The organism is Pantoea sp. alder81, assembly GCF_020179835.1.
Classification (GTDB): Bacteria; Pseudomonadota; Gammaproteobacteria; order Enterobacterales; family Enterobacteriaceae; genus Pantoea.
Map to the genome: position 1 here is coordinate 1 of NZ_JAIUDA010000024.1, position 4,594 is coordinate 4,594.

Consider the following 4,594-nt stretch of genomic DNA (forward strand, 5'->3'; position numbering starts at 1 on the left):
CGCGATCAACAACCTGTTTGACTGCTTCAATTTTAAACTCTTCGGGATAACGCTTACCGCTCATGGGCACCTCTCTTTAAGCCATCTTAATTGACTCTGAGGTGTCTGTTAAACCCGTGGCGATTCACTCTGCAGTCGCTGCAAACTCCACATGAATTCACCATGCATCCGACACCGACGTGATCGCCTACTTCAAATTCGCTGACTCCGCTTCCTAGCGCGATAACAACACCTGCCAGTTCATGACCGGTAACCAGTGGGAATTTCATCGGGCCCCAGTCACCGTGGCCGGTATGAATATCGGAATGGCAGACTCCGCAATAATGTATGTCAATCACAACATCATTTGGTCCGACCGCACGACGACGAAAATCGAAGATGCTCAGCTTCCCGCCAGCTGTTCGTACTGCATACCCTTTAACCGGAAAAGGTTGGGTATAGAGAGAAAGTGGTGCGCCTGCGCGAACTGGGGCAGGTGCTGCATTAGCCGAACCGGAACTTAATGTCGTGACAGCCGCCGCCCCCAAAACAGTTAACGCGCTTGAACCTGCTGCGTATTGAAGGAATTTCCTTCTGTCAACTCCTGACATATTTTCAGTGGTATTTGAAGACTCTTCAACGTTAACCTTTTCATTTTTCTTTTCACTCATTGTGACTATTCCTCAGGATAATGAAATTAAGAAACTTAAGAAGTGAGGGAGGTGCAATATATTGGTGTATTTTTATTTTTGCAGGGATATTAAAAAATAACATGTATAGTTAAACGTTGTCTTGTGACCTTATATCTATGGAGAATGTATTTTATCTCAACAATAGATTGCGTCGCTGGTTTAAAGTATAAGCAGGGTGAGGGGGGAGAGAAAATACTCTTTTCAAAAGCAATAAGAACCGTCATTGAGGTTTGTGGGATGACGCTAAAGGGGGGCTGGGGGGAAGAAAAGAGGTCATTTTCATGTGTTCATATGATTAACGAATGCTCATATGGTGCGTTGCGTGGAAACGTTATGAGGTTCATTTTTGGCAGTGATTTAACCAGGGGTAATAGCCCCCTGGCATTGTTGAGTTTCTTTACAGGAAAGTTTTAATCACGCTACTGTCATCTTCTTTGGCCTGACCACGTGATTCAGCAAGATTAAACCGTTCGCGAGCGGCGTTTAAAAGTGGTGTGGTTGCACCAACATTTTCTGCCGCGGATGCGACAAGCCCTGAATCTTTTACAAAGATCCCGATTGTACTCAGCACGTCGGCACCTTCGCCCTTGAGCATTCTGGGTCCTCGATCATTCAACATCCATGAACCTGCAGCACCATGTCGGATCAGTTCAAAGACTTCTTCAGGATTCAGGCCGAGGTGTTTAGCGAGTGCGAGGGCTTCAGCTGCGGCCACAAGATGTACCGACGCGAGATGCTGATTGACGACCTTAACCGACTGACCGTTTCCAACAAGGCTTCCTACGTTGCGGATATTTCCCAGATTAGCTAGCAATATCTGAGCTTGTTCAACATCGGTAATTGCTCCCGAGGCGAAGACGGTGAGCTTACCTGCAACAGCGCCGGAGACGCCTCCAGTAACAGGTGCATCAACAACCCGCGCACCGAGTTCTGCTAGCTTCACTGCAGCCTGATGAACTGAATCAGGCCCTACAGTTGACATTATGATCCAGAGAGAAGATGCGATTTTGTTGCGATTGGTTTCAAGAGTCGCTTCTGTCACCAGGTCATCCAGTTGTGCAGGCGTTGCAACCATGACAACAACCACGTCATTTGGGGGAGACTCAGTATAGGTCTCTACCATCGATAACCCGGCATCGCGGCCACGAACACGTGCGGCCTCAAACGGATCGACACCGGTTACGGAGTGGCCGGCCTCTGAAAGACGTTGTGCCATTGGAAGTCCAATCGCGCCAGTACCTACAAAAGTTAGGGTAGACATGCAATGCTCCTGACCAAAGAATTTTAAATAACTTTTTGTTATGTGTGTTCTATCACATGTATAAGCTGAGTCAAGAGCAAATGATTGGTCAGTGTTCATTTGTGATGGTACTCATATTTTCTGCAAATCAGAACGAAGTTTGGGTTAAACCAATTGACAGTTTTTTCCAATGGGCGTTAGTTAATTAAAGAAATAAAGATACTCAGATGGAGGAACCATTAATGTTGAATTTAACTAATAAACGAATCCCTCAGCAATTGTCCTGTTCAACAGTGTGTTTCAGAGACAGGAGTTTAGCGGATGCGTTAAAAACGATTGAGGCGATGGGTTTTCAAAGTGTCGATCTGGCCGCACTTGCCGGATTGTGTGAACATATTCCACCGCAGGCTGAAACACATAAATTAACAGCGGCGTCTATCGTTTTAAAAAATTCAACGCTGCGTTTTACCAGTATAAACGCTGATACAGGATCTTTTAATTCTGATATTGATAACAATATGATTTACCAGCGTGTAACTAAGCTTTCTAGATTTGCCTCTGAGCACCAGATCCCCCTTATTGTTCTGACCAGCGGCGAGAAAGAACAGCCTGACGATGATGTAGTTACCCAGATCCGTTGTGTGGCAGAGGGGCTGGCTCGGTGTTATGAGCTTGGCGCAGCTTATGGCGTCGAGATTGCTGTTGAAGCACCGCATTTCTTCCGTCTTGTTAATACCCCTGAGCGCGTGAATTTACTCGATAAGCTTCTGGATCCTCGCGTGAAATTCATTTTTGACACATCACACATCCGCGCTCCTGGACAAAATGTAAGTCTCTCCTATCAGTCGTTCGCAAAGCGAACTCGCCTGATTCATTTAAGAGATGCGGTTGATGGTGATATCCGACGGGTCATTGGGGATGGGGATATTAACTTCCGTGACTTCTTTGAAACGGCAGCTTCCTTAGGCTACGACGGAGACTACGTACTGGAGCTGGAAACCCACAACAGTCCATTTGCCACGAAGGATGAGGAAGTTTCAGACGCCGTGCGACGTCTGTCTCCGCTGCTCGCATAACAAGCCTTCCCTGCCCGTACCCTACAACTACGAGATAACAATAATGGCTATCGCAAAACTTACTAATCCTCCACCAACATCCGGGGCATCTAATATTCGCTGGAGCAAGGTGGGGCTGATGCTCTTCATCACCTATCTGGTTGCTTACATTGACAGGACGAATATGGCCATTGCAGCTCCGTCCATGATCAAAGAGCTTGGCTTGACCTCGTCAGAAATGGGCTTGCTGCTATCTGCCTTTTTTGGCGGATATGTTTTTAGCCTGGCTTTTGCTGGGATCGTCGTGACGCGATTTGGGGCGAAAAGGAGCATGGTTCTGGCCCTGATTGTATTTGGGCTCGCCTCCGCATCAACGGGCCTGACAGAAGACTTTGCTCAGCTAATTGCCGTTCGTCTGCTGCTTGGGCTTGGAGAGGGGTTTGTATTTCCAGCAATCACTATCTTTTTTGTTAAGTGGTTTCCTGCCTGGGAGAGAGGGCGCATTTCCGGACTGTGTCTTCTCGCAATTCCAATTTCTGCGCTAATCATGGCCCCAATGGGGGGGTGGTTGATAGGCAGTCTGGGCTACAAAGAAATGTTTGTGATTCAGGGGATCCCCCCGTTAATTATTGCGGTACTGGTGGCAATTATGCTGAAAGAAAGCCCCGTACACGACGCCTCTCTGAATGAAAAAGAGCGTGATTACATTTCTGCACATACCGAAGACACAACCGCTGATACTCACGATAAGGGAGCTATCAGGGGGGTCTATTTTAATCTACGAATTTGGCTCATTGGTCTGGTCTACCTGCTCTGGATGACAGGGTTATACGGTTTTAACCAATGGCTTCCAACGCTGCTGTCGGAGGCATCAGGAAGTGGAATCGAAGCGGTTGGTTTGCTCACTGCTATTCCTTTTGTCTTTGCCGCGATAGGAATGGTTTTCGCCGCCAGCGCCTCAGATAAAGCGCGCTCGAATCGTACTCCCTATGTTGTCTTACCCATCTTCATCGCGGGTATAGCACTACTTCTGCAGCATTTCATTGGAGGTGGAATTACTGCGCAAATTGTCTTCCTCATTATTGCCGGCGTCGGTATCCACGCTGCATTTGGCCCATGGTGGCCATGGGCTCTGAATGAAGTTCCTGCTAACCAGACGGGCTATGCATCCAGTCTCGTGCTCACAATCGGAAACTTTGGCGGCGTAATCGGCCCTTTGCTTGTGGGCTTTCTGTCAGGCGGAAAGTCCATTGCACAGGGCGGGTTTTACGTACTGGGTTACATCCTTATCGTTGCTGCAATATTGGGATGCGTGATCGGGTACTACAACCGATTTCACAAATTAAGTACAAAACATCCGGGATTAAGCAGCCCACAAAATTAAATCTCTATCATTATGAAGAATGGGAATCTTATGTTTGAACATCATTATGAAAAGCTGACCGATCTCACTGTTCACTATGTAACTGCAGGTGAAGGAAAGCAGACTCTTGTCCTGCTGCTGATCCTACCCGCGAATAGTGGACACGAGACTAAGTGAGTAAACTCTCAACCAGAGGTGACTCACATGACAAAAACAGTATCAACCAGCAAAAAGCCCCGTAAACAGCATTCCCCTGAATTTCGCA

Annotated in this window: 4 protein-coding genes; 2 read left to right on the forward strand and 2 right to left on the reverse strand. The window is 47.3% G+C overall.

Going from position 1 to position 4,594, the window contains the following annotated elements:
• Positions 1-86: 86 nt before the first annotated feature.
• Entirely contained in the window at positions 87-650 is a 564-nt protein-coding gene (locus tag LBW88_RS26575) for an alcohol dehydrogenase catalytic domain-containing protein (RefSeq protein ID WP_320442547.1), read from the reverse strand.
• Between the two features lie 418 nt (positions 651-1,068).
• Positions 1,069-2,031, reverse strand: coding sequence for an NAD(P)-dependent oxidoreductase (locus LBW88_RS26375; protein ID WP_224934714.1), 963 nt, complete (start codon positions 2,029-2,031; stop codon positions 1,069-1,071).
• A 122-nt stretch (positions 2,032-2,153) separates the two neighbouring features.
• Here LBW88_RS26375 and LBW88_RS26380 point away from each other — a divergent pair, with 122 nt between their 5' ends.
• The gene (locus tag LBW88_RS26380) at positions 2,154-2,987 is read left to right on the forward strand and encodes a sugar phosphate isomerase/epimerase family protein (protein ID WP_224934716.1); all 834 of its coding nucleotides are present in this window, start codon (positions 2,154-2,156) and stop codon (positions 2,985-2,987) included.
• Between the two features lie 43 nt (positions 2,988-3,030).
• Positions 3,031-4,350, forward strand: coding sequence for an MFS transporter (locus tag LBW88_RS26385; RefSeq protein ID WP_224934718.1), 1,320 nt, complete (start codon positions 3,031-3,033; stop codon positions 4,348-4,350).
• Positions 4,351-4,594 lie beyond the last annotated feature (244 nt).

What these genes read in the sequence shown, in the direction of transcription:
- LBW88_RS26380 (WP_224934716.1), top strand. Translation starts at nt 2,154, where the DNA reads ATGTTGAATTTAACTAATAAACGAATCCCTCAGCAATTGTCCTGTTCA.
- LBW88_RS26385 (WP_224934718.1), top strand. Translation starts at nt 3,031, where the DNA reads ATGGCTATCGCAAAACTTACTAATCCTCCACCAACATCCGGGGCATCT.
- LBW88_RS26575 (WP_320442547.1), bottom strand. Translation starts at nt 650, where the DNA reads ATGAGTGAAAAGAAAAATGAAAAGGTTAACGTTGAAGAGTCTTCAAAT.
- LBW88_RS26375 (WP_224934714.1), bottom strand. Translation starts at nt 2,031, where the DNA reads ATGAACACTGACCAATCATTTGCTCTTGACTCAGCTTATACATGTGAT.